At 66.3% G+C, this 21,813-nt stretch carries 17 protein-coding genes; 15 read left to right on the top strand and 2 right to left on the bottom strand.

Annotated features, from left to right (window positions below; genetic code table 11):
* Nucleotides 1-12 precede the first annotated feature (12 nt).
* Nucleotides 13-2,877, bottom strand: a complete 2,865-nt coding sequence (gene uvrA, locus KU884_RS15000; RefSeq protein WP_167783384.1) for an excinuclease ABC subunit UvrA — start codon at nucleotides 2,875-2,877, stop codon at nucleotides 13-15.
* A gap of 170 nt (nucleotides 2,878-3,047) precedes the next feature.
* Here uvrA and KU884_RS14995 point away from each other — a divergent pair, with 170 nt between their 5' ends.
* The 15 genes from KU884_RS14995 (at nucleotide 3,048) to KU884_RS14925 (ending at nucleotide 20,066) form a co-directional block, all read left to right on the top strand.
* Nucleotides 3,048-4,244 (top strand): MFS transporter, encoded by a 1,197-nt coding sequence (locus KU884_RS14995; RefSeq protein WP_167783383.1) that lies wholly within the window; start codon nucleotides 3,048-3,050, stop codon nucleotides 4,242-4,244.
* Between the two features lie 156 nt (nucleotides 4,245-4,400).
* Nucleotides 4,401-4,859, top strand: a complete 459-nt coding sequence (gene ssb, locus KU884_RS14990; RefSeq protein WP_167783382.1) for a single-stranded DNA-binding protein — start codon at nucleotides 4,401-4,403, stop codon at nucleotides 4,857-4,859.
* A 351-nt stretch (nucleotides 4,860-5,210) separates the two neighbouring features.
* Complete coding sequence (locus KU884_RS14985) at nucleotides 5,211-7,166, top strand: AMP-binding protein (protein WP_167783381.1); 1,956 nt, start codon at nucleotides 5,211-5,213, stop codon at nucleotides 7,164-7,166.
* 6 nt (nucleotides 7,167-7,172) lie between these two features.
* Nucleotides 7,173-7,994 carry an ABC transporter ATP-binding protein gene (locus KU884_RS14980; RefSeq protein WP_167783380.1) on the top strand — a complete coding sequence of 274 codons (822 nt, stop codon included), beginning with the start codon at nucleotides 7,173-7,175 and terminating at the stop codon, nucleotides 7,992-7,994.
* 2 nt (nucleotides 7,995-7,996) lie between these two features.
* Nucleotides 7,997-8,899: a branched-chain amino acid ABC transporter permease gene (locus KU884_RS14975; protein WP_217351379.1), complete on the top strand. Its 903-nt coding sequence runs from the start codon at nucleotides 7,997-7,999 to the stop codon at nucleotides 8,897-8,899.
* 4 nt (nucleotides 8,900-8,903) lie between these two features.
* Nucleotides 8,904-9,962 (top strand): branched-chain amino acid ABC transporter permease, encoded by a 1,059-nt coding sequence (locus KU884_RS14970; protein WP_167783379.1) that lies wholly within the window; start codon nucleotides 8,904-8,906, stop codon nucleotides 9,960-9,962.
* A gap of 109 nt (nucleotides 9,963-10,071) precedes the next feature.
* On the top strand, nucleotides 10,072-11,397 hold the full coding sequence (locus tag KU884_RS14965) for an ABC transporter substrate-binding protein (RefSeq protein ID WP_167783378.1): 1,326 nt from the start codon (nucleotides 10,072-10,074) through the stop codon (nucleotides 11,395-11,397).
* A gap of 65 nt (nucleotides 11,398-11,462) precedes the next feature.
* On the top strand, nucleotides 11,463-12,290 hold the full coding sequence (locus KU884_RS14960) for an ABC transporter ATP-binding protein (RefSeq protein WP_167783377.1): 828 nt from the start codon (nucleotides 11,463-11,465) through the stop codon (nucleotides 12,288-12,290).
* Nucleotides 12,291-12,331: 41 nt separating this feature from the next.
* Nucleotides 12,332-13,576, top strand: a complete 1,245-nt coding sequence (locus KU884_RS14955) for a phenylacetate--CoA ligase family protein (protein ID WP_167783376.1) — start codon at nucleotides 12,332-12,334, stop codon at nucleotides 13,574-13,576.
* A 62-nt stretch (nucleotides 13,577-13,638) separates the two neighbouring features.
* Nucleotides 13,639-15,156 carry a CoA-acylating methylmalonate-semialdehyde dehydrogenase gene (locus tag KU884_RS14950; RefSeq protein WP_167783375.1) on the top strand — a complete coding sequence of 506 codons (1,518 nt, stop codon included), beginning with the start codon at nucleotides 13,639-13,641 and terminating at the stop codon, nucleotides 15,154-15,156.
* A gap of 46 nt (nucleotides 15,157-15,202) precedes the next feature.
* Entirely contained in the window at nucleotides 15,203-16,363 is a 1,161-nt protein-coding gene (locus KU884_RS14945; protein ID WP_167783374.1) for an acyl-CoA dehydrogenase family protein, read from the top strand.
* 45 nt (nucleotides 16,364-16,408) lie between these two features.
* The gene (locus KU884_RS14940) at nucleotides 16,409-17,185 is read left to right on the top strand and encodes an enoyl-CoA hydratase (protein WP_167783373.1); all 777 of its coding nucleotides are present in this window, start codon (nucleotides 16,409-16,411) and stop codon (nucleotides 17,183-17,185) included.
* Nucleotides 17,185-18,306, top strand: coding sequence for an enoyl-CoA hydratase/isomerase family protein (locus KU884_RS14935; RefSeq protein ID WP_167783372.1), 1,122 nt, complete (start codon nucleotides 17,185-17,187; stop codon nucleotides 18,304-18,306). Before KU884_RS14940 ends, KU884_RS14935 begins: the two co-directional genes overlap by 1 nt.
* Before the next feature lie 51 nt (nucleotides 18,307-18,357).
* Nucleotides 18,358-19,263: a 3-hydroxyisobutyrate dehydrogenase gene (gene mmsB / locus KU884_RS14930; RefSeq protein ID WP_167783371.1), complete on the top strand. Its 906-nt coding sequence runs from the start codon at nucleotides 18,358-18,360 to the stop codon at nucleotides 19,261-19,263.
* Nucleotides 19,260-20,066 (top strand): crotonase/enoyl-CoA hydratase family protein, encoded by an 807-nt coding sequence (locus tag KU884_RS14925; RefSeq protein ID WP_167783370.1) that lies wholly within the window; start codon nucleotides 19,260-19,262, stop codon nucleotides 20,064-20,066. Before mmsB ends, KU884_RS14925 begins: the two co-directional genes overlap by 4 nt.
* 285 nt (nucleotides 20,067-20,351) lie before the next feature.
* Here the strand turns inward: KU884_RS14925 and KU884_RS14920 are convergent, their stop codons facing one another.
* Nucleotides 20,352-21,539, bottom strand: coding sequence for an acetyl-CoA C-acyltransferase (locus tag KU884_RS14920; RefSeq protein WP_167783369.1), 1,188 nt, complete (start codon nucleotides 21,537-21,539; stop codon nucleotides 20,352-20,354).
* Nucleotides 21,540-21,813: the final 274 nt, after the last annotated feature.

Genomic DNA, 21,813 nt, shown 5'->3' with positions numbered 1-21,813 from the left:
TTCTGTCCAGGGTTAGCCGACGCCCCCACTGGTTTCGGCCCGTCCGCCGGAACCCACACCCAGCATCGGCCCCAGAAACCGCCCCGTGTGCGACGCTTCCACGGCCGCCACCGCTTCCGGGGTGCCCTCGGCAACCACGCGTCCGCCGCCGGCCCCGCCCTCCGGGCCCAGATCCACGATCCAGTCCGCGGTCTTGATCACGTCCAGATTGTGCTCGATGACGATCACCGTGTTGCCCTGGTCCCGCAGCCGGTGCAGCACCCCAAGTAGCTGGTCGATGTCCTGGAAATGCAGGCCGGTGGTGGGTTCGTCCAGGATGTACAGGTTCTGGCCACCCTGCGGTTTCGACAGCTCCCGGGCGAGCTTCACCCGTTGCGCCTCACCCCCGGAGAGGGTCGTGGCACTCTGGCCCAGCCGCACGTAGGAGAGCCCCACTTCCATCAGTGTCTCCAGCTTGCGCCGGATCACCGGAATGGCGTGGAACACGTCCAGCGCCTGCTCCACGGTGAGCTCCAGGGCCTCGTGGATGTTCAGGCCGCGGTAGCGGATCTCCAGGGTTTCGCGATTGTAGCGCCGGCCCCTGCAGACATCGCAGGGCACATGAATATCCGGGAGAAAGTGCATTTCCACCCGGGTGATGCCCTCGCCCTGGCACGCCTCGCAACGGCCACCCTTGACGTTGAAGCTGAAGCGCCCGGGCTGGTAACCCCGGGCCCGCGCCTCGGGCGTGCCGGAGAACAGCTCGCGGATGGGCGTGAACAGCCCGGTGTAAGTGGCCGGGTTGGAGCGGGGCGTGCGGCCGATGGGGCTCTGGTCGATGTCCACCACCTTTTCCAGGTGCTCCAGGCCGTCCACGCCGTCGCACTCGGCAGGGTGCATGGCCGCGCCGTTGAGCTGCTGCGCCGCCTGTGGGTAGAGGGTGCCGTTGATCAGGGTGGATTTGCCGGAACCGGAGACGCCGGTAATACAGGTCATCAGGCCGATGGGCACGGCCACGTCGACATTGGCGAGATTGTTGCCGCGCGCCCCGCGGACGCGGATCTGCCGCGCCGGGTCCGGCACCGTACGCCGGCCCGGGGTGCGGATCCGGCGCTGACCGGCCAGGTACTGCCCGGTGAGGGATTCCGAGTGCGCGGCGATGGACTGCGGGGTCCCTTCGGCAACCACGCGGCCACCGTGGACGCCGGGGCCCGGGCCGATATCCACCACGTGGTCGGCGTGCCGGATGGCGTCCTCGTCGTGTTCGACGACGATCACCGTGTTGCCGAGGTCGCGGAGCCGGCAAAGCGTCTCCAGCAGTCGCGCATTGTCCCGCTGGTGCAGGCCGATGGAGGGTTCGTCCAGCACGTACATTACCCCCACCAGACCGGCGCCGATCTGGCTTGCCAGGCGGATGCGCTGTGCCTCGCCCCCGGAGAGACTGTCGGCGCCCCGGTCCAGGGTCAGGTAGTCCAGCCCCACCTTGGTGAGAAAGGACAGCCGCTCGGCGATTTCCCGGCGCACCGGCGCCGCGATTTCGCCGCGGGCCCCCTCCAGGCTGAAGGTCTTGAAGAAGGCCAGGCAGTCGCTGATGGACAGCGCCGCCAGTTCCGGCAGGCTGTTACCGGCCACCAGCACGTTGCGGGCGGCGCGATTGAGCCGGCTGCCGCCGCAGTCGGGGCAGGTCCGGCTGGCACGATAGCGGGCGAGCTCCTCCCGCACGATGCCTGAGTCGGTCTCCCGGTAACGCCGCGCCATGTTGGGGATGACACCCTCGAAAGGGTGTTCCCGGGTTTTCGTGCCGCCCTGGGGTGTCATATAGCGGAAGGCCACGGATTCCTCGCCGCTGCCGTGGAGCACGATCTGCCGGATGTGCTCCGGAAGCGCCTGCCAGGGAGTGTCCGTGGCGAAGCCGTAATGATCCGCCAGCGAGTGGATGAGCTGACTGTAGTAGGCGTTGCGACGGTCCCAGCCACGGATGGCCCCGCCCGCCAGGCTCAGGGTCGGGTTTGCCACCACCAGGTCGGGATCGAAGACATCCTGGACACCCAGGCCATCACAGCTGGGGCAGGCCCCGCGGGGATTGTTGAACGAGAACAGCCGCGGTTCCAGCTCTTCCAGAGAGTAGCCGCACTCCGGGCACGCGTAGCGTGCCGAGAATACCAGGTCCTCGGTGTCCGGGGCATCCATCCAGGCCACCCGCGCGATGCCGTCGCCGAGCCCCAGAGCCGTCTCGAAGGAATCCGCCAGCCGCCCGGCCAGGTCCGGGCGCACCTTGAACCGGTCCACCACCGCCTCGATGGTGTGCACCTTCTTCGCGTCCAGGGCCGGCGCTTCGTCGAGATCCACGACGATGCCGTCGATGCGGGCGCGGATGAAGCCCTGGGATTTCAGCTCCTGCAGGGCGTGCAGGTGCTCGCCCTTGCGCTCGCTGATGACCGGGGCGAGCAGCAGCAGGCGGGAGCCCTCCGGCTGGGCCAGAACCTGGTCCACCATCTCGGTGACGGTGCGGGCGTTCAGCTCCACATGGTGGTCGGGACAGCGTGGCGTTCCGGCGCGGGCAAACAGCAGTCGCAGATAATCGTGGATCTCGGTGACCGTGCCCACGGTGGAGCGGGGGTTGTGAGAAGTGGACTTCTGCTCGATGGAAATTGCCGGCGAAAGCCCCTGGATCTCGTCCACGTCGGGCTTGTCCATCATGGACAGAAACTGACGCGCATAGGCCGACAAGGATTCCACATAACGGCGCTGCCCTTCGGCATAGATGGTATCGAAGGCCAGCGACGACTTCCCGGACCCCGAAAGGCCGGTGATGACCACCAGGCGGTTGCGGGGCAGATCCAGGTCGATGTTCTGCAGGTTGTGGGTCCGCGCGCCGCGGATCCGGATGTGTTCCATGGGCTGCCTCGGCGCCGTTGGTAAACGCACCATTCTACGCCATCGCGCAGCGGCGGCACGAACCCAAAGACCGCTGCGCCGGTGGTACCATGTGCGCTTTTCACGTTTTCCACCGCCATGGCGCCGTACAGGCGCTCGTAATGCGGCGAACCTGGGTTGAAGGACACTCGATGATACCGAAGGAACGAGGCGCCGCCGCAGGGCTTGCGGGCATTTTCGGCCTGCGCATGTTCGGGTTGTTCCTGGTGCTGCCGGTGTTTGCCGTCTACGGGCCGGATCTGGCGGGAGCCACCCCTGCGTTGGTGGGTCTCGCCATCGGCATCTACGGCCTGACCCAGGCACTGCTGCAGATCCCCATGGGGATCGCATCGGATCGCATCGGGCGGCGGCCAGTGATTGTCGGCGGGCTCCTGCTGTTCCTGGCGGGAAGTGTGGTGGCCGCGGTTTCCGATCACATCGCCGGAGTGATCCTCGGGCGCGCCCTGCAGGGTGCCGGCGCCATCGCTGCCGCGGTCATGGCTCTGGCCGCGGACGTCATCGAGCCACGCCAGCGGACCAAGGTCATGGCCATCATCGGCATGAGTGTGGGCGCATCCTTTCTGCTGGCCATGGTACTCGGGCCCGTGGTCGCCGGAGTGGGCGGCCTGGAGGCGATCTTCTGGTTGTCCGCGGTGCTGGCGGTGCTGGCCATCGGCGTGCTGTTTCGCTGCGTGCCGGTTCCCGCCCGGGAGACGGTTCACGCCGACGCCGAGCCGGTGCTGAGCAAGCTGGTCCCCGTGCTCCGCAACCGCGATCTGTTGCGTCTGGATGCGGGCATTTTCGTGTTGCACTTCGTGCTGACCGCCGCCTTCGTGGTGCTGCCCCTGGTACTGCAGAATTCTCTGGGGCTTGCAGTGGCGGAGCACTGGCGTGTCTACGTGCCGGTGCTGTTACTGTCGGTGCTGGCGCTGGTGCCAGCGATCCTGCTCAGTGAGCGGCGCCACTGGCATCGCCAGGTGATGTTTCTGTCGGTGGTGGCCCTGACACTGGCGCAGCTTGGCATGGCCGTGCTGGGTGGCTCGGGCTGGGCGGTGGTCGTGATGCTGTGGCTCTGGTTTGCCGGCTTCAACGTTCTCGAGGCGACCCTGCCGTCGCTGATCTCCAGGTATGCGCCGACGGAAGCCCGAGGCACGGCGCTGGGCGTCTACGCCACCAGCCAGTTCGCCGGTGCGTTCCTGGGCGGCGTCACTGGCGGGGTCGCGTTCGGCCTGGGTGGTAACGCCTGGGTGTTCGTGTTGTGTGCTGGGGCCACGCTGCTATGGCTGGTTACCCTGCGGGGCATGAGTCAGGTGCCGGATCTGCGGGGAGCCGCGGCGGAAGAGGCCTGACCATATTTCCTGGAAGGTGAGCAAGGAAACACTGTCGCGCGAGCGGGGGATGGTCCATCGTTTCCTTCGGGCGGCAAAACAGCTAAATTGCCGGTTCGGGTCGCCGCAGGGAGCAGCGGTACCCGGGCCACATTGAAACAACGAAGGAGGCGCGACATGGCCCGTGGAGTGAACAAGGTGATCCTGATCGGCAATCTGGGGGCCGATCCGGAAGTACGTTACAGCCCCAACGGTTCCGCAGTGGCGAATTTGCGTCTGGCGACGACGGATTCCTGGCGCGACCGGCAGACCGGCGAACAGCAGGAGCGAACCGAATGGCACCGGGTGGTGTTCTTCGGCAAGCTCGCCGAGATCGCTGGTGAATACCTGCGCAAAGGGTCCAAGGTCTACCTCGAGGGGCGTCTGCAGACCCGCAAATGGCAGGGGCAGGACGGCCAGGACCGCTACACCACCGAAGTGGTCGCCAACGACATGCAGATGCTGGATGGGCGCGGTGGCGGTAGCGGCGGTGGCGCCCCCATGGGCGAGAGCGGCGACAGCCGCAGCCAGGGACAGCCCTCGTCCCAGTCCTCGCCCGCACCTGCCGACGATTTCGACGACGACATCCCGTTTTAGCGCGCATGCGGCGCATCCCTGGTACTCGAGAACCCGCCCTCCGGCGGGTTTTCTGTTTTTGGCAACCGAGTGGCGAGAACTGCTTGCATTTGCCGTGAGACTGAGTAATCTGGGGTCGTAATAATCATTATAAGTGCAACCAATACAAAAGAACCGGTTGCATAAACTGGAGGAGAGCAGACGATGTGGCATTACGCCTTGCGTGCCAGTATGAGCGCTGCATTTGGCTGTTGTTGCCTATCATCCGCTTTCCAGTCGTTCCTTTTCCGTTCTCCGGACCACGAGTGAAACCAGTCCGGCGTGTTGCCGCGCCTGGTGTAACCGTGCTGACAGTCGCAAGGGGCCGATGTAATGGCGGACAGCAGCATCGATCGCAATGACACGTTTCCGAAACTTCTGATACGCAACGCTCGGGAGCGGCCGCAGCGGGCCGCCATGCGCGAAAAGGATCTGGGTATCTGGCAGACCTGGAGCTGGTCGCAGGTGCTCGATGAGGTGCAGGCGCTTGCCGGCGGCCTCATGTCCCTGGGGCTCCAGCGTGATGACAAGGTCGCCACCATCGGCAACAACCGGCCGCAGCTCTACTGGGCGGTGGCTGCGGCCCAGTCCATGGGCGCGGTGCCGGTGCCCGTTTACCAGGACTCGGGCGCCGACGAGATGCAGTACGTGCTCGACCACGGCGACGTGCGCTTCTGCGTTGTCGAGGACCAGGAGCAGGTGGACAAGGTGCTCTCGGTGAAGGATCAGCTGCCCAAGCTGGAGGCCATCATCTACGAGGATCCCCGGGGCCTTCAGAACTACGATGAGCCCTACCTGCACTCCCTGGAGAGCATCCAGGAGCAGGGTCGCGAGTACGCCCGCCAGCACCAGGGCTTCTACGAGACTGAGGTGGCCAAGGGCAAGGGCGAAGAACTGTCCGTCATCGTGTACACCTCCGGCACCACCGGCCGCCCCAAGGGCGTGATGCTGAGCTATGACAACCTGCTCAAGTCCGCGGAGTTCGCCACCGCGTTCGACGGTGTCACCGAGAGTGACGAGACCCTGGCCTACCTGCCCATGGCCTGGGTCGGTGACCACTTCATTACCTACTGCCAGGGCTTTCTCAAGGGCTTCTGCCTGAACTGCCCGGAGTCCCCGGACACCGTGGTCACGGACCTCCGCGAGATCGGTCCCACCTACTACTTCGCGCCGCCGCGGGTGTGGGAGAACCTGATTACCAGCGTCATGGTGCGCATGGAGAACGCCAGCCGCATCAAGCAGAAGATGTTCCACTACTACATGGCGCTGGCGCGGCGCGTGGGCGTGGATCTGCTCGAAGGCAAGCCGGTGGGGACCTGGGACCGGATCAACTACGCCATCGGCAACCTGCTGGTCTACGGCCCGCTGCGCAACGTGCTCGGGTTCACCCGCATCCGCCTGGCCTATACCGCCGGCGAGGCCATCGGTCCGGACATCTTCGATTTCTTCCGCTCCATCGGCGTCAACCTCAAACAGCTCTACGGCCAGACCGAGTGCGCCGTCTACCTGTGCCTGCAAAAGGATGACGACGTGCGGCCGGATACCGTGGGGCCCCCCGGCGAGGGCGTGGAGATCCAGCTTGCCGACAACGGCGAGGTGCTCTACCGCAGTCCGGGCGTGTTCATGGGCTACTACAAGAACGACGAAGAGACGCAGAAAACCAAGACGGCCGATGGCTGGGTGCACAGCGGCGACGCCGGCATGTTCACCGAGGACGGGCATCTGCGCATCATCGATCGCGCCAAGGACGTGGGCCGCCTGCACGATGGCACCATGTTCAGCCCCAAGTTCGTGGAGAACAAACTCAAGTTCCACCCGCACATCATGGAAGCGGTCGCCTTCGGGCACGAGCGCGAATCGGTGATGGCCTTCATCAACATCGACTTCGAGGCCCTGAGCAACTGGGCCGAGCGGGAGAACATCACCTTTACCGGTTACGTGGACCTGGCCGGCCGGCCGGAGGTCTACGATCTGATCCGCAGGGAAGTGGAGGCGGTGAATCAGGATCTGGCGTCGGATCCGGAACTGGCGCCCATCCAGGTCACCCGCTTCGTGATCCTGCACAAGGAGCTGGATCCGGACGATGGCGAGATCACCCGAACCCGCAAGGTGCGCCGGCGCATCATCAATGAGCGTTACCACGAGCTCATCGAGGCCCTGTACCGGGGTGATGAGAGTGCCCACGTCGCGGTGCCGGTGACGTACGAGGACGGTGGCACCGGCGTGCTGGAGGGCACGCTGCGGATCAGTGACGCCACCACCTACGAACCCATGAAGAAGGCAGGATAAGCCCCCATGTCAGCACAACCACAACATGACGCGCCGGGGCGCAATGCGGGGGAGACGTTGCTGAAGGTGGAGGACGTGCAGCTCTCGTTCGGTGGCGTGCACGCGCTGCGCAACGTGAGCTTCGAGGTCCGCCGGCGGCAGATCTTCTCCATCATTGGCCCCAACGGCGCCGGCAAGTCGTCGATGCTCAACTGCATCAACGGCTTCTATCATCCCACCGCGGGCACCATTGCCTACAAGGGTGAGCCCCGCAAGCACATGCGGCCCTTCAAGGCGGCCAGTCAGGGGATCGCCCGCACGTTCCAGAACATCGCCCTGTTCAAGGGCATGAGTACGCTGGACAACATCATGACCGGGCGGCACCTCCGGGCGAAGGCCTCGCTGCTGGAGAACGCGTTCTGGCTCGGCCGCGCGCCCAGGGAGGAGATCGAGCACCGGAAGTTCTGCGAGGGAATCATCGATTTCCTGGAGATTCAGCAGTACCGCAAGACGCCGGTGGGCACACTGCCCTACGGGCTGCAGAAGCGCGTGGAGCTGGGTCGCGCCCTGGCCTCGGAGCCGGAGCTGCTGCTGCTCGACGAGCCCATGGCGGGCATGAACCTGGAAGAGAAGCAGGACATGGCCCGCTTCATCCTCGACGTCAACGACCAGTTCGGCATGACCATCTGCCTGATCGAGCACGACATGGCGGTGGTCATGGACCTCTCCGACCACGTCGTCGTGCTGGATCACGGCGAGAAGATCGGTGACGGCTCGCCGGACGAGGTCAGTTCAGATCCGCGTGTCATCGAGGCGTATCTGGGCACCAAGCAGGACGAGGAGGGCTGACCATGGATTTCATGGTGGAATTGCAGTATTTCATCGAGGTGCTGGTCGGCGGCCTGCTGGCGGGGTCCATGTACTCCCTGGTGGCTCTGGGCTTCGTGCTGATCTTCAAGGCCTCGGGGATCTTCAACTTCGCCCAGGCCGCCATGGTGCTGTTCGCGGCCATGTTCATCGCCGGCATGAACCAGCGCTACGGCGTGCCGTTCTGGCTGGGCATTCCCATCACCATCGTGCTCATGATCGGTGTGGCCTGGATTATTGAGCGGGTGGTGCTGCGGCCCCTGGTGAACCAGGAGCCCATCATCATGTTCATGTCCACCATCGGCATCTTCTTCGCCCTGATCGGGTTCGCCGAGATCATCTGGGGTAGCCGCTCCCGGTCCCTGGACATCGGCATTCCCACGGACCCGATCTTCGTCGGCGACATGCTGTTCCAGAGCTACGATCTGGTGTCCGGCATCATTGCGATTGTCCTGGTGCTGCTGCTGGCGCTGTTCGCTCAGCGAACGCGCATGGGGCGTGTGCTCCGGGCAGTGGCGGATGATCACCAGGCTGCCCAGTCCATCGGCATCCGCCTGAACACCGTCTGGGTGGTGGTCTGGGCCATTGCCGGTTTCGTGGCGGTGGTCGCTGGTGTGGTCTGGGGTGGCAACCTGGGGGTGCAACCGGTGATGGTGGATGTCGCCTTCAAGGCGCTGCCGGTGCTGTTGCTCGGCGGGCTCACTTCCATCCCGGGGGCGATCATTGCCGGCCTCATCATCGGTGCCGGGGAGGCCCTCGCCGAGGTGTATCTGGGCCCCATCATCGGGGGCGGTATCGATAACTGGTTCGCCTACGTGATCGCCATGGCCTTCATGGTGTACCGCCCCGAGGGCATGTTCGGCGAAAAGATCATCGAAAGGATCTAATAGCATGCTTTATCGCGAATCCGGACAATTCAAAACGACATACGCGGCCGACCAGCGCATGCTGCCCATCGTCCAGGATCGGGTGTTCATCGCCCTGATCATCGTCGTGGCTCTGGCACTGCCGTTCTTCGTCTCCAACTACGTGATCCAGGCGCTGCTGCTGCCGTTCCTGATCTATTCCCTGGCGGCCATCGGGCTGAACATCCTGGTGGGGTACTGCGGCCAGATATCGCTGGGGACAGGCGGGTTCATGGCAGTGGGGGCCTTCGCGGCCTGGAACCTGCTGGCACGCATACCGGACATGCCCATCCTGGTGGCATTCGTCCTGGCCGGGCTGATTGCCGCGGGTGCCGGGGTGCTGTTCGGGCTCCCGGCGCTGCGGATCAAGGGGTTCTACCTGGCGGTGACCACCCTGGCGGCACAGTTCTTCCTGATCTGGCTGTTCCAGCGGCCCTGGTTCGTCGGCTACAGCCCCACCGGGGTGATTTCCGCGCAGACCATCGAGATTTTCGGCTGGCGCGTCGACTCGCCCGTGGACCGATACCTGTTCGCCCTGGCGGTGGTGATCATCATGGCGCTGATCGCCAAGAATCTGGTCAGTAGCATGACCGGGCGAAAATGGATGGCCATACGGGACATGGACGTGGCCGCGGAGATCATCGGCATCCGGCCCATGATCACGAAACTCAAGGCGTTTGCGGTGAGCTCGTTCTTCGTCGGCATTGCCGGGGTGCTCTGGGCCTATCTCTACCTGGGGCAGCTGGAAGCGGAGGCGTTCGACATCTACACCTCCTTCGACGTGCTGTTCATGGTCATCATCGGTGGCCTGGGCTCGATACTCGGGAGTTTCCTGGGCGCAGCCTTCGTGGTGCTGGTGCCGATCTTCCTGAATACGGTGCCCAGCGCCATCGGCCTGCCCATGGGCACGGCAATGATCAGCTACGTCGAGATCTTCATCTTCGGTTCGCTGATCATCTTCTTCCTGATCGTCGAACCCCACGGTCTGGCTCGACTCTGGAGCATCATGAAACAGAAGCTGCGGCTCTGGCCGTTCCCGTACTAATCTGGGGCGTCCAGGGCGCACGGTCTTTCTGGAGGGTATGTCCACGGCGTTGGCGGTCGTGGCATTCGTAGCATGAAGCGGGCCCAAGGCCCGCATGGAGGAGAAAGCAATGACAACATCCATTACGAAAAAGCTCGGCATGGTGGGGCTGGGGGCGGTGATTGGCATGACCAGTCTCTTTGCCGCCCAGGCCCAGGCCGAAGAGCAGTATCTGCCCAGCCTGGTCTACCGGACCGGACCGTTTGCCCCCAGCGGCGTCGGTTTCGCCGATGGTTTTGCCGATTACGTCCGTCTGATCAACGAGCGTGACGGCGGCATCAACGGCGTGCGCATCCGACTCGAGGAGTGCGAGACCGCGTACTCCAATGACCGTGGCGTGGAATGCTACGAACGCCTGAAGGACCGTGGCAACGGCGCCACCGTGGTGGCACCGCTGTCCACCGGTATCACCTATGCGCTGATCCCGCGTGCCCGCCGGGACAATATTATTGTCCATTCCATGGGCTATGGTCGGGCCGACGCCGCTGACGGTCGCGTCATGGATTGGGTGTTCATGGTGCCCACCACCTATTGGTCCAGCTCCACGGTGACCATGCAGTACATCGCGGATCAGGAAGGCGGCTGGGAGAACCTGGAAGGCAAGACCATCGTTCATGCCTACCACGATTCCGCTTACGGCCGTGAACCCCTGAACCTGTTGCGTGGCTATGCCGAGGAATACGGCTTCACCCTGGAGGAGATGGCCATTTCTCCGCCCGGTGTGGAACAGCGCTCCGTGTGGACCCAGATCCGCCGCATGCGGCCGGACTGGGTGTCCCTGTACGGCTGGGGTGTCATGAACCCGACGGCCATCCGTACGGCGGCGTCCGTGGGCATCGACCGCGACCGGATGATCGGCGGGATCTATGCAGCGCAGGATGACGCAGTGGAGCCGGCAGGGTCGGCGGCCGAGGGCTACAAGGCAGTGACCTTCCACGGCCCCGGGCGGGACTATCCCATCTATGACGATCTGGAAGAGTACGTCTACGGCCCCGGTGATGAGGCCGGCGACGGCGACCAGATCGGCAACATCGCCTACAACCGTGGCCTGATCAACGCCGCCTACATTACCGAGGCCTGGCGTCAGGCCCAGGAAGAGTTCGGCGAGGGTGAAGTCATGGGCCGTGACGAGACCAAGTGGGCCTGGAACCAGCTCACCATCTCCGAGGAACGCACGCAGGAGCTCGGCATGGGCGGGCTGATGCCGCCGGTGAACGTCACCTGTGAGGACCACGAGGGTGGCGGTCTTGCCCGGATCCAGCAGTGGGACGGCGAGCAGTGGAACGCGCTTACCGAGTTCATGGAGCCGGACCTGGAACGCGTTTTCCCGATGTACCGCGAATCCGCAGAGAGCTTCGCCGAGAGCGAAGGCATCGAGATTCGTGAGTGTGACTGAGTGACGTCCGGCGGGCCGGGGCGCCGTTTGCGTCCCGGCCCGCGTTGCAAGCGGAGGCAGGTTCAATGGCGGAACAGACCGCACATCAGGATGCTCTTCTGAGCATGCAGAACGTGGAGGTGGTCTATAACCACGTGGTGCTGGTGCTCAAGGGCGTCTCCCTGGACGTCAAGGAGGGCGACATCGTCGCGCTTCTCGGCGGCAACGGCGCCGGCAAGAGTACGACCCTCAAGTCCATCTCCGGACTCCTCACCGGTGAGCGGGGCGAAATCACCCGCGGCTCGCTGACCTACGACGGCATGGACATCAGCCATACGCCGGCGCCCGAGCGGGTGGAGCGCGGACTGGTGCACGTCATGGAAGGCCGCCGGGTGTTCGAGCACCTCACCGTGGAGGAAAACCTGCTGGTGGGCGCCTACGCGCGCAGCATCTCCCGCGGCGAGGCGGAGCAGGAGATGGAACGGCTGTACGAGTATTTCCCGCGCCTCAAGGAGCGCCGGAAGTCCACCGCCGGCTATACCTCGGGTGGTGAGCAGCAGATGCTGGCGCTGGGGCGGGCCCTGATGGCCAGTCCGCGCATGATCCTGCTGGATGAGCCCTCCATGGGGCTGGCGCCGCAGCTGGTGGAAGAGATTTTCGAGATCGTCTCGCGGCTGCGCCGCGAACAGAAGGTCACCTTCCTGGTGGCCGAGCAGAATACTAATGTGGCCCTGCAGCATGCCGACTTCGGTTACATCCTGGAGAACGGCCGGGTGGTGCTCTACGGCACCGGCAGCGAACTGCGGGACAACGCCGACGTGAAGGAATTCTACCTCGGCGTCGGCTCCGGGGAAGCGCGCAAGAGCTTCCGCGACGTGAAACATTACCGCCGCCGCAAACGCTGGCTCGCATGAGCGTCCGCGGGATCGGCTGAGGACAGGAGAGGAGTCCACCGTTGAGTCACAACCGCTACTTCGATGATCGCGAGGTGCGTTCCCCCGAGGAGCGCGAGGCCGAGCAGCTGCAAAGAGTCCGGGACGTGGTCGCGCATGCCAGGAGCCGATCGCGCTACTGGGGCGAGTTGCTGGCGGACGTGGATCCCCAGGCCATCCGCGAGCGCGGCGACCTGGCCCAGCTGCCCCTGACCCGCAAGGCGGATATTCCCGGGCGCCAGGCAGCGGATGCGCCCTTCGGCGGCATGGAGGCAGCGCCGATGGAGGAGCTGGCCCATGTATTCCAGTCGCCGGGGCCGATCTTCGAGGCCGCCGAGACCAAGGGCGATTACTGGCGGTTCGGTCGCGCCTTCTGGGCCGCCGGGCTGCGGCCGGGGCAACTGGTGCACAACACCTTTTCCTACCATCTCACCCCGGCCGGCATGATGATGGACAGCGGCGCCCGGGCCGTGGGCTGCCCCGTGTTTCCTGCCGGCATCGGCAATACCGACGTGCAGGTGGAAGCCATCGAGCGGCTGCGTCCGCCGGTCTACGGTGGTACGCCATCATTTCTGAAGGCGCTACTGGACAAGGGCGACGAGCTCGGCCGTGACGTCTCCTCCATTGCCCACGCGCTGGTGGGCGGTGAGCCACTGAGCGGCAGCCTGCGCGACGAGATGGGGCAGCGCGGCGTGCAGGTGCTGCAGGCCTTCGCCACCGCCGAACTCGGGCTGGTGGCCTACGAGAGCGAGGCCCTGGATGGGTTGATCACCGACGAGGACGTACTGCTGGAAGTAGTGCGCCCCGGCAGCGGCGAACCGGTGGCCGAGGGTGAAGTGGGCGAGATGGTGGTCACCGTGCTGCGCGCCGGCGCCTTCCCGGTGATCCGCTTCGCCACCGGTGATTTGACCGCCTTCCTCCCGGGTGCCAGTCCCTGCGGGCGCACTGCGCCGCGGATCAAGGGCTGGATGGGGCGGGCCAACCAGACCACCAAGGTCAAGGGCATGTTTGTCACCCCCGAGCAGATCAACGCCATCATGGCCCGCCACGCGGAGATCCAGCGCGCCCGCCTGGTGGTGACCCGTGAACAGGAAAAGGACGCCATGACCCTGCATGTGGAGGCCGGTACCAGCGATGCCGCCTTCGCCGACAAGGTCGCCGAGTCCCTGCAGGCGGTCACCAAGATGCGCGGTGACGTGAAGCTGGCCGGCGAGGGCGAGCTGCCCAACGACGGTAAGGTCATTGCGGACGAGCGCTCGTACGACTGATACGGTCGCGACGCGCCCGCCGTGAAACCAGCTCCCTGCAACCGCGGGGTGGAGGAGAAGTGATGAGTACCGTACTGAACCAGACTGCTCCCAACGTGCCGCTGCTCATCAACGGCGAATTCGTCCAGAGCACCACCGGCGACTGGATCGACGTGACCAATCCGGCCACCCAGGACGTGATCGGCCGCGCACCCGTGACCACTGACCAGGAGATGGCACGGGCCATTGCCGCCGCCCAGGAGGCGTTCAAGTCCTGGCGCAATGTCCCCGTGCAGGAGCGCATGCGCTGCCTGCTGCGCTACCAGGCCCTGCTCAAGGAGCACCACGACGAACTGGCGGGCATCCTGGCGCGGGAGACGGGCAAGACCTTCGCGGACGCCAAGGGCGACGTCTGGCGCGGGATCGAGGTGGTGGAGCACGGCTGCAGTGCGCCGACCCTGACCCAGGGCGAGATGACCGAGAACGTCGCCAACGGTATCGATACCCACAGTATCGTCCATCCCATCGGCGTGTGTGCCGGCATCACCCCGTTCAACTTCCCGGCCATGATCCCCCTGTGGATGTTCCCGCTGGCCGTGGTCTGCGGCAACACCTTCGTGCTCAAGCCCTCGGAACAGGATCCGCTGACCCCGACCCGCCTGGCAGAGCTCTGGCACGAGGCGGGCTTCCCGGCGGGCACGCTACAGGTGGTCCACGGCCGCAAGGAACAGGTGGACTACCTGCTGGAGGATCCGGCCATCAAGGCGGTGTCCTTCGTCGGCTCGGTGCCCGTCGCCACCCATGTCTACCGCACGGCCACCCACAACCTCAAGCGTGTGCAGTGCATGGGCGGGGCCAAGAACCACATGGTGGTCATGCCCGATGCCAACAAGGACCAGGTGATCAACCACCTGGTGGGCGCGTCCTGCGGTGCGGCCGGCCAACGCTGCATGGCCATCTCGGTGGCCGTACTGGTGGGCGAGGAGACCCGCGCCTGGATGGACGACCTGCGCGAGGCGGTGGCCGGCATCCGCCCGGGTCCGTCCGACGATGCCGACGCCGCCTACGGGCCACTGATCAGCCCGGCCGCCAAGGAGCGAGTCGAGCAGCTCATCGGCACCGCAGAGGGTGAAGGCGCTGATCTGCTCCTGGATGGCCGCGGCTACACCGTGGACGGCTATCCCGACGGCAACTGGGTGGGACCGACGCTGATCGACAACGTGCGCTCCGATATGACCGTCTACCGGGAAGAAATCTTCGGCCCGGCCCTGCTGGTGATGCACGTGGATACCCTGGACGAGGCCATCGAGCTGGTGAACAGCAATCCCTATGGCAATGGCACGTCCATCTTCACCCGGTCCGGGGCGGCGGCACGCAAGTACCAGCATGAGACCGAGGTGGGCCAGGTAGGGGTGAATATCCCCATTCCGGTGCCGGCGCCGTTCTTCTCGTTCACCGGCGGCAAGCACTCCTTCTTCGGGGATCTCCACCCCTACGGCAAGCAGGCGTTCCGGTTCTACACCGAGACCCGGACCGTGATCAGTCGCTGGCCGGAGTCGGACCTGCCGTCCGGGCCGAACATGACCATCAGTATGCGGTAGCAATGCCGGGGGCGGCGCTGCGCCACCCCCGTACCGGAGAGTCCGCATGGATTTCGAACTGAACGACGATCAGATCGCGTTCCAGGAGACGGCACGCGAGTTCGCTGATCGCGAGCTCGCCCCCAACGCCGCCCGCTGGGACGAGGAGTGCATCTTTCCGGTGGAGACTCTGCGTCTCGCCGGCGAGCTGGGCTTCTGCGGTGTCTACTGCCCCGAGGACGTGGGCGGGCTGGGCCTGTCCCGCCTGGATGCCACCATCATCTTCGAGGCCCTGGCCGGCGGCTGCACCTCGACCACGGCCTACATCACCATTCACAACATGGCCACGTGGATGGTGGCCGCCTTTGGTCAGGACGCGGTGCGCGAGGCCTGGTGCCCGCAGCTCACCGCCGGCGAGAAGCTGGCCTCCTACTGCCTCACCGAGCCGGGTGCCGGCTCCGATGCGGCGTCCCTGCGCACGAAAGCGGTGCGTGACGGTGACGGCTACCGGCTCACCGGCAGCAAGGTGTTCATCTCCGGTGCCGGCGAGACCGACCTGCTGGTGGTCATGGCGCGCACTGGCAGGGAAGGCGCCGGCGGCGTCTCGGCCTTTGCCGTGCCGGCGGACGCCGAGGGCATCACCTACGGACGCAAGGAAGGCAAGATGGGCTGGAACAGTCAGCCCACCCGCGGCATCACCTTCGAGGACGTGTTCGTGCCCGAGGCCAATCGCCTGGGCGCCGAGGGCGAGGGCTTCCGGATCGCCATGAAGGGGCTGGATGGCGGTCGCCTGAACGTGGCCACCTGCTCCGTGGGCACCGCCGCCGCCGCCCTGGATACTGCCCGCCGCTATGCCGGCGAGCGCAAGCAGTTCGGCCAGGCCATCAGCGAGTTCCAGGGCGTGCAGTTCAAGCTGGCGGACATGGCCACGGAACTGGTGGCGGCCCGTCAGATGGTGCGCCTGGGTGCCGCCCGGCTGGATGCGAAACACCCGGAGGCCACCACCTACTGCGCCATGGCCAAGTGCCTGGCCACGGACCTGGGCTTTCGCATCTGCAACGAGGCCCTGCAGGTCCACGGTGGCTACGGCTACATCCGGGAATATCCGCTGGAGCGCCACGTCCGCGACGTGCGCGTGCACCAGATCCTGGAGGGCACCAACGAGATCATGCGCGTGATCATCGCCCGCCGCCTGCTGGCGCCGGGCAGCGAGAACCTGCTGGCCTGAGCGCTCCGCCGGGTCGGCCCACCAACTGAAGAGATCGGGGACACCATGGCTTTTGACAACCTCATCACCGAGAAACGCGACGGCATCGGCGTGATCACCCTCAACCGCCCCAAGGTGCTGAACGCCCTCAACAGCGCCCTGATGCGCGAACTGGGCGAGGCCCTGACCGCCTTCGACGGCGACGAGGACGTGGCCGTCATGGTGATTACCGGCAGCGAGAAGGCGTTCGCCGCGGGGGCGGACATCAGCGAGATGCAGAGCAAAGGCTTCGCCGATGTCTACAAGGAAGACTTCATCACCAGCGAGTGGGAGCAGATCCTGCGCTGCCGCAAGCCCGTGATTGCCGCCGTGGGCGGCTACGCCCTGGGCGGCGGCTGTGAGCTGGCGATGATGTGCGATTTCATCCTGGCGGCGGACACCGCCAAGTTCGGCCAGCCGGAAATCAAGATCGGCGCCATCCCCGGCTCCGGCGGCACCCAGCGACTGACCCGTTTCGTCGGCAAGTCCAAGGCCATGGAGATGTGCCTCACCGGCCGCATGATGGACGCCGACGAGGCCGAGCGCTCCGGGCTGGTGAGCCGGGTGGTGCCGGCGGACCAGCTGCTGGACGAGGCCATGAAGACCGCCGGCCAGATCGCCGGGCTGTCCCGCATGGCCGTGAGCATGTGCAAGGAATCGGTGAACCGCTCCTACGAGACCACCCTCTCCGAGGGCGTGCTGTTCGAGCGGCGGGTGTTCCACTCCATCTTCGCCACCGAGGACCAGAAGGAAGGCATGGCCGCCTTCGTGGAGAAGCGTGAACCGCAGTGGAGGCACCGGTAATGAGTGATACTCCGGTCGTCATCGAGAGCCTGGAGACTGCCGATGGGCAGCAGTTGAAGCGGGTGCGGCTGAATGCCGAGAAATCGCTGAACTCGCTCAGCCAGGCCATGATCGATGCCCTGCAGCCGGCCCTGGACGAGTGGGCCGCGGATGATTCCGTGGCCGGCGTGTTCCTGGAGGGCACCGGCGAGAAGGCGTTCTGCGCCGGCGGGGACGTGGTGAGCCTGTACCACGACATGAAGCAGCACGCCCCGGGGGAGCCGGCGCCGGTGGCGGAGCGGTTCTTCACCACGGAGTACCGGCTGGACTACACGGTGCACACCTATCCCAAACCCATCGTCTGCTGGGCGGACGGGATCGTCATGGGCGGCGGTGTGGGCCTGCTGGCGGGCACCAGTCACGGCATTCTCACGGAGCGCTCGCGCCTGGCCATGCCGGAGATGCCCCTGGGGTTGTTCCCGGACGTAGGCGGCACTTTCTTCCTGACCCGCATGCCCGGCCGCACGGGCTATTACCTGGGCATCACCGGCGAGCACGTGTTTGGCTCCGACATCTTCGAACTGGGGCTGGGCGACTACATGATCGCTTCGGACCAGCGCGAGACCATGGTGGAGGCCCTGAAGGCGGCCCGCTGGGGCCGCACCGAGCGCGAGCGCCACGAGGCCGCCAGCCAGGCGCTCGGCACAGTCTGGCAGGCCCACGACGCCTCCGGCCCGACGCCGCTCATGGATCGCTTCGCCGCCATCCAGGCGCTGACCGACCATGCCACGCCCGGCGCCGTGGTGGACGCCATCCACCGGGCGGCGGAGACGGACGAGGCCCTGCAGTCCGTGGCCAAGGGTCTGACCCGCGCCTGCCCCGTGTCCCAGGCGGTGTTCGATCGCCAGTACCGGGGAGGCCGGCACCTGTCCCTGGCCGAGTGCTTCCGGCGGGAGCTGTGCATGGCCGTGCAGGCCTCCCGCCACCCGGACTTCCGCGAGGGGGTCCGGGCGCTGCTGGTGGATAAGGACCGCAACCCGAACTGGTCGGTGCCGTCGCTGAGTGAGGTCGCGGAGGCGACGGTGGAGGCCCACTTCCGTCTGCCATCGGATTACACCAGCCACCCGCTGGCGGACCTGTAGCACCCGCGCGGGGCGGATGCCCCGTCGACTCAGAGCCTGGAGGAGAACGCCATGGCGAGCATCGGATTCATCGGACTGGGGAACATGGGCGGCCCCATGGCCAGCAACCTGGTCAGCGCCGGCCACGCGCTGCGGGTGTTCGACCTCTCGCAGGAGGCGGTGCAGCGTCTTGTGGACGCCGGTGCCACCGCCTGTGCCGGCCCGGGCGAGGCGGCGGACGGCGTTGACATGGTCATCACCATGCTGCCTGCGGGCCGGCACGTGCGTGAGCTGTATCTGGGCGAGGGCGGCCTGCTGGACAAGGTGGCCAAGGGCACGCTGCTCATCGACTGCAGCACCATTGATGCCGACACCGCCCGCGCGGTGGCAGCCGAGGCCGAGAATACCGGCTGTCCCATGATCGATGCCCCCGTCTCGGGCGGCGTCGCTGGCGCCGAGGCGGGCAAGCTGGTGTTCATGGTGGGCGGTGAAACCGGCCCCGTGGAGCAGGCCCGCCCGGTGCTCGACGTCATGGGCAGGGCGGTGTTCCACGCCGGCCCCGCCGGCGCCGGCCAGGTGGCGAAGATGTGCAACAACATGCTGCTCGCCATCAGCATGATCGGCACGTCCGAGGCCATCAACCTGGGCGTGGCCGAGGGGCTGGATCCCAAGGCCCTGTCGGACATCATGCAGCAGGCCTCCGGCGGCAACTGGGTGCTGAACGTCTACAATCCCTACCCCGGGGTCATGGACGGCACACCGGCCTCCCGCGGCTACACCGGTGGCTTCGGCACGGCGCTTATGCTCAAGGATCTGGGGCTGGCCATGGATGCCGCACTGAAGGACGGCAAGGCCACGCCGCTGGGATCCACCGCCCGTAACATCTACGCGCTGCACGCCGCCGCCGGCAACGGCGGCAAGGACTTCTCCAGTGTCATCGAGTTCCTGCAGCACGGCGGGGGGTCGTCGTCGCAATGAGCGGGATCCGGGTGGAGAAGGATGGTGCCGTCACCACGGTGATCCTGGATCGTCAGCACGCCCGCAACGCGGTGGACCCGGACACGGCCCGGGCGCTGCACCGGGCGTTCCTGGAGTTCGAGGCGGACGACGACGCCAGCGTCGCCGTGTTCTGCGGCGACCACGGCACATTCTGCGCCGGGGCGGATCTCAAGGCGGTGTCGTCCGGTGATCTGGAAAGCTACCTGGGTGAACTGGATCCGCCGGCCGACCCGGACGGGGTGACGCAGTCGCCGGCGCCCATGGGGCCGTCCCGGCTGCTACTCACCAAACCGGTGATCGCCGCCGTCTCCGGGCATGCCGTGGCCGGCGGCATGGAGCTGGCGCTGTGGTGCGATCTGCGGGTGATGGAGGCGAGCGCGAAGTTCGGCGTGTACTGCCGGCGCTGGGGTGTCCCCCTGATCGACGGCGGCACGGTCCGTCTGCCGCAGATCATCGGCCTGGGGCGCGCCCTGGATCTGATACTCACCGGACGCACGGTGGCGGCCGACGAGGCCCACGCCATGGGGCTGTGCAACCGCGTGGTGCCGGACGGCGAGGCCCGCGCCGCGGCCGAGGAGCTGGCCCGGGAACTGACCCGTTTCCCGCAGCTGTGCATGCGCATGGACCGGGCGTCGGCCTATGCCCAGCATGGTCAGCCGCTGGCGGAGTCCCTGCGCGGCGAATACCAGCGGGGGCTGCGCGCGTTGCGCGAGGAAGGCGTTGCCGGCGCCAGCCGCTTCGCCTCCGGCCATGGTCGCCACGGCGACTTCGGAGACCTTTGAGCGGGCATGGCAACCGACGGGTACAGGCATCCTCACCGCCAGGGCCTTTCCCGGTTATCCGGGGCGGCCCACGCCGGGTGGTTCGGTCACGGACACGCTGTGAACCCATCCATGGGCGCTCGACTGCGGCCGTCCTGGCCGCAGACGGTCCGTGACCGAACCACCCGGCGCGTGCCTGCACGGCATCCATGGAGTGCGGTGCCAAGCTCCATGATCGCTCCTCACCATCGCGTTGTAGGAGCGGCGCGAGCCGCGACCCGCGCCGCTCCTCAAGGCAACTTCAGGTCAGGTCAGCCTCTCCACAGCCACTGCCGTCGCCTCGCCACCCCCGATGCAGATGGATGCCACACCCCGCTTCAGGTCGTGTCTCTGCAGCGCATTCAGCAGGGTCACGATGATCCGCGCCCCGGAGGCGCCGATGGGGTGCCCCAGGGCGCAGGCGCCGCCGTGGACGTTGACCTTGTCGTGGGGAAGGCCCAGCTCTTTCATGGCGGCCATGACCACCACGGCGAAGGCTTCGTTGATCTCGTAGAGGTCCACCTCGCCGGCGGACCAGCCCACCTGTTCCAGCAGATTCTGCGTGGCGCCCACGGGGGCGGTGGTGAACCACTGCGGCTCGCGGGCGTGGCTGGCCTGGCCGCGGATAGCCGCCAGCGGGGTCAGGCCGCGCTTCTCGGCTTCGCTCAGTGGCATGAGCACCAGCGCGGCGGCGCCGTCGGAGATGGAGCTGGCGTTGGCGGCGGTGACGGTGCCCTGGGGATCGAATGCGGGCTTGAGGGTCCGCAGTTTGTCGGGATCGGCGTTCCAGGGCTGTTCGTCGCGGCTGACGGTGCGCTCGCCCTTGCGCTCCTTGATGGTGATGGGCGCAATCTCGGCGTCGAAGGTGCCGTCGTCGGCGGCCTGGCGGGCACGGCGCAGGGAGGCTTCGGCGAAGTCGTCCTGGGCCTCGCGGCTGAACTGGAAGTGGCTGGCGCAGCGTTCGGCGAACTTGCCCATGAGTTCGCCCTTTTCGTAGGCGTCCTCGAGGCCGTCGAAGAACATGTGGTCGGTGAGTTTGCCATGCCCGAGGCGGTAGCCGCCGCGGGCTTTCTCCAGCAGGTACGGTGCCCGGGACATGCTTTCCATGCCGCCGGCGACGGTGATGCGGCCGCGTCTCAGGGCGAGCACGTCGTGGGCGAACATGGTGGCGCGCATGCCGGAGCCGCACACTTTGCTGATGGTGTTGCAGGGCACGGACTTGGGCAGGCCGGCGCCCATGGCGGCCTGCCGGGCCGGGGCCTGGCCGAGGCCGGCGGGCAGGACGTTGCCCATGAAGACTTCGTTGACGTCGTCGGCGGGGACGCCGGCACGTTCCAGGGCGGCGCTGATGCTGTAGCTGCCCAGTTCGGTGGCGCTCAGGTTGGCGACGTCGCCCATGAGGCCACCCATGGGGGTGCGGGCGGCGCCGACGATGACAATGGGATCGTCTTGCATGGCTGTACTCCTCGCAGTTCAGTCGTCGTTGTTTCGGACCCTTCGATAGTGGTTACGGCTTGTCCGGGGGCGCGGTCAGGGGCCGGGGATGTTGGTCACGGACACGCTGTGAACCCATCCATGGGCGCTCGACTGCGGCCGTCCTGGCCGCAGACGGTCCGTGACCAACATCCCCGCCCCCTGACCGCGCCTTGCCTCCGATTACCCCGGTTGCCGCCGTGTCCTCCAGTTCAGGATTCTCGGCCGTCCCTGGCCGGTCGTCCAGATTCTGGTG

The organism is Aquisalimonas sp. 2447, from assembly GCF_012044895.1.
Lineage (GTDB): Bacteria > Pseudomonadota > Gammaproteobacteria > Nitrococcales > Aquisalimonadaceae > Aquisalimonas.
This window is presented reverse-complemented; position numbering and strand designations above follow the sequence as displayed.

What these genes read in the sequence shown, in the direction of transcription:
- KU884_RS14940 (WP_167783373.1), top strand. Translation starts at nt 16,409, where the DNA reads ATGGCTTTTGACAACCTCATCACCGAGAAACGCGACGGCATCGGCGTG.
- KU884_RS14985 (WP_167783381.1), top strand. Translation starts at nt 5,211, where the DNA reads ATGGCGGACAGCAGCATCGATCGCAATGACACGTTTCCGAAACTTCTG.
- KU884_RS14920 (WP_167783369.1), bottom strand. Translation starts at nt 21,539, where the DNA reads ATGCAAGACGATCCCATTGTCATCGTCGGCGCCGCCCGCACCCCCATG.
- KU884_RS14960 (WP_167783377.1), top strand. Translation starts at nt 11,463, where the DNA reads ATGGCGGAACAGACCGCACATCAGGATGCTCTTCTGAGCATGCAGAAC.
- KU884_RS14970 (WP_167783379.1), top strand. Translation starts at nt 8,904, where the DNA reads ATGCTTTATCGCGAATCCGGACAATTCAAAACGACATACGCGGCCGAC.
- KU884_RS14950 (WP_167783375.1), top strand. Translation starts at nt 13,639, where the DNA reads ATGAGTACCGTACTGAACCAGACTGCTCCCAACGTGCCGCTGCTCATC.
- uvrA (WP_167783384.1), bottom strand. Translation starts at nt 2,877, where the DNA reads ATGGAACACATCCGGATCCGCGGCGCGCGGACCCACAACCTGCAGAAC.
- ssb (WP_167783382.1), top strand. Translation starts at nt 4,401, where the DNA reads ATGGCCCGTGGAGTGAACAAGGTGATCCTGATCGGCAATCTGGGGGCC.
- KU884_RS14965 (WP_167783378.1), top strand. Translation starts at nt 10,072, where the DNA reads ATGACAACATCCATTACGAAAAAGCTCGGCATGGTGGGGCTGGGGGCG.
- KU884_RS14925 (WP_167783370.1), top strand. Translation starts at nt 19,260, where the DNA reads ATGAGCGGGATCCGGGTGGAGAAGGATGGTGCCGTCACCACGGTGATC.
- KU884_RS14945 (WP_167783374.1), top strand. Translation starts at nt 15,203, where the DNA reads ATGGATTTCGAACTGAACGACGATCAGATCGCGTTCCAGGAGACGGCA.
- mmsB (WP_167783371.1), top strand. Translation starts at nt 18,358, where the DNA reads ATGGCGAGCATCGGATTCATCGGACTGGGGAACATGGGCGGCCCCATG.
- KU884_RS14995 (WP_167783383.1), top strand. Translation starts at nt 3,048, where the DNA reads ATGATACCGAAGGAACGAGGCGCCGCCGCAGGGCTTGCGGGCATTTTC.
- KU884_RS14975 (WP_217351379.1), top strand. Translation starts at nt 7,997, where the DNA reads ATGGATTTCATGGTGGAATTGCAGTATTTCATCGAGGTGCTGGTCGGC.
- KU884_RS14980 (WP_167783380.1), top strand. Translation starts at nt 7,173, where the DNA reads ATGTCAGCACAACCACAACATGACGCGCCGGGGCGCAATGCGGGGGAG.
- KU884_RS14935 (WP_167783372.1), top strand. Translation starts at nt 17,185, where the DNA reads ATGAGTGATACTCCGGTCGTCATCGAGAGCCTGGAGACTGCCGATGGG.